We start from the raw sequence: 2,326 nt of genomic DNA, 5'->3' as shown, positions 1-2,326 counted from the left end.
CCGGCTTCTGATCCCTTGCATCAAAAGACACCCCCCTGTCCTCACTCGATGTCCCAGAAAAATCAAACTGGCCCGGCTTTCGCAACAGGTCTAATGGTGCCCAGAAGAGAAAGCAATAATAACAAGTAATAAATTGTAATTATTTTTCAATGCAGGTTTGGTTATTCTCGGTGGCACAACGCTTGGCACTATAAAAAATCTTTGGAGTGGTTTGTCTCCTGATTTCTTCAAGGCTCATACTGTTTCGTTACATTCTGATTCGTCTCTTTGCAATCCAGATTGCCTCATGCGATGTGGTTGAGCCGCTTTCGAAAACGAAATCCCGAATTGTACAGCGTAAAGGCCGAAAATGGTCGGGCCCGGGTAAAGCCGCACGGGAGGAGAAGTTTGAGCTCACTGGTGTCGTCATTCCATAAAGCCGTCCTGAGCGGCTGTTGCCGACCCAGAATACGCCGTTCGTAGATTGCGCCTCTAGCGGTAGCTTTTCCCAGTGCCGACGTTCAGCACTTCCCCGACTGGTCACCGGCCCGCTTCTGACAATGGGCCACATGGGGGCTGTCCGAAATTAGCTGGATGAAGCCTATTCCGGACAATCCGGCCCTGTATTGAAGTTAGGACCCGAACGCTGGCGCTAACTCGGCCTCCGGTGGTATTGAGGGCGGGCGAGACGGAAATCGAGACGCCAATAAAAATACCTATGGTATCCATATATTTCTGGTTATTGACTGCAGTTCGACTAGACCTGCTTTGTATCCACCGGCGCCGTCCGGCTTTTCAAGCAGTACGATCGCCCGTTGGAGACTTGCTTGGTTGCTGGCTAGCCAGTGGCCGATCAGTTGAGCCTTGGGTGAGGCGACTTGTGGCATCAGCGAGATAATACCTTTTCCAGGTCTGTAGCCGCACTTTTCCATGGCACTCAATATTTCGCAAATAGCGCCAGCAGCCAGGTCGGCGACGGCAGCAAGATCCTCAAGGGCTAGCGTCCCGTCATCACTCTGGGTTGTGCCAACGCGAATATGTCCGAGGTTGTGGGTCAAGCTGTTTCCAAGGACGCGCGAAAAGAGCTCTGTCAGTTGCGTCAACTGCGACGCGTTCGAGGCGACTTCGTCCTGATCGGTAATGATCATTACATCTTGCCCCTCGCGGGACATGGAGGCTGCAAACATGCCACCAAGATGCGTGACGCGCAAAAGATGCTCGTGGACATTGGGCTTCCAGAGATGAAGCGCCTCTTCGGCGTCTTGCCCGACATCATCGAGCAGAGGACCGAACCCGCGAGGTATGACGACGATGGTCAACGCCCCATTGAGTTGGTCGGCCAGTTGCAGAAAACGAGGTAAGGCTAGCCGTCGCGCTCGATCATTGAGGCTCTTATATGCCATGCGTCGGCGGCGAAGCACCGACCGGCGAAACTCTCGCTGGACGGCCAGCCATATCGCATTCTGATCGATATCGAGCGACAAAAAGGCATAGCTGGTGAACGCGGACCCGGCATGCGTTCCGCTGAAATCCGAGACCATCAATAGCTGCTCGCCACGTGCGCCATTGGGGAAACCGCCTCCGAACCTCTTCTCCAGAAGATCTAACATCACCTGGGAAAGCGTCCGCCTCGTTCCCGGGCGGTAAGGCACTTGTTCGCTCAGTCTTTCCTCGCCCCAATCGATCGAAGAAATGAAGTCTGGACCGGAACGCGAACGATGTCCTTGGGAGACAGGTTCACGGCCCGCGGTCGAGGTTTGCCGTCGGGGGTGAATACCTCGACCTCGCGCAAGTCGTCCCGCAAACGCGTGACCGCCTCCGCTACCAAGCCCATTGTGAGTGGGGTCTCATTGCAGCGCGCTGTAAACAGGCTCTCGATCGTGACTGGTTCGCCTAGCTGAACGGCATCGTCATAAAACAGACGTGGAAGTTGCTCGATCGCGGCGTTGAGGGAATCCGATCTCGCATTCGTTCCGAAATCGAACTCGAACCTAGTTTGATTGTGATCGATGGAGGGATCAAATCCCAAGGCGTTGAAGCCCGATTTACCGGGATGAACAAATGTATTTTGCAGCACCCAGTGAAGTTGGGCCATCTCGTCTCGCGCCCGGCTATGCTTCGACAGATGGACCAGCCAGTAGGAGCGATGGCTGTCGGGAGACCGGATGAAAAACGGTGTATAATATTCGCCGCCGGTATTCTTGAGAATGTGCCTGTACAGAAAGCCTTGAATGACGGCGCGCTGACCCGCCTGTTGAAGGACAGTTCACAGGAGCCGTAAGGCGACATCCAGCTTTACGAGGTGTCGCCTTGGCCTGATCGATTTCCCGGCGGATGGTCTTCCGGG

2 protein-coding genes are annotated in these 2,326 nt (G+C 54.6%); both read right to left on the bottom strand.

Features of this window, described 5'->3' with window-relative positions:
* Positions 1-695 precede the first annotated feature (695 nt).
* Complete coding sequence (locus tag C0V72_RS16000; RefSeq protein WP_101795120.1) at positions 696-1,589, bottom strand: hypothetical protein; 894 nt, start codon at positions 1,587-1,589, stop codon at positions 696-698.
* Positions 1,590-1,639: 50 nt separating this feature from the next.
* Complete coding sequence (locus tag C0V72_RS15995; RefSeq protein ID WP_143704648.1) at positions 1,640-2,074, bottom strand: hypothetical protein; 435 nt, start codon at positions 2,072-2,074, stop codon at positions 1,640-1,642.
* Positions 2,075-2,326 lie beyond the last annotated feature (252 nt).

Origin of the sequence: Porphyrobacter sp. TH134 (genome assembly GCF_002855495.1) — a bacterium.
Lineage (GTDB): Bacteria > Pseudomonadota > Alphaproteobacteria > Sphingomonadales > Sphingomonadaceae > Erythrobacter.
This window is presented reverse-complemented; position numbering and strand designations above follow the sequence as displayed.

What these genes read in the sequence shown, in the direction of transcription:
- C0V72_RS16000 (WP_101795120.1), bottom strand. Translation starts at nt 1,589, where the DNA reads ATGTTAGATCTTCTGGAGAAGAGGTTCGGAGGCGGTTTCCCCAATGGC.
- C0V72_RS15995 (WP_143704648.1), bottom strand. Translation starts at nt 2,074, where the DNA reads ATGGCCCAACTTCACTGGGTGCTGCAAAATACATTTGTTCATCCCGGT.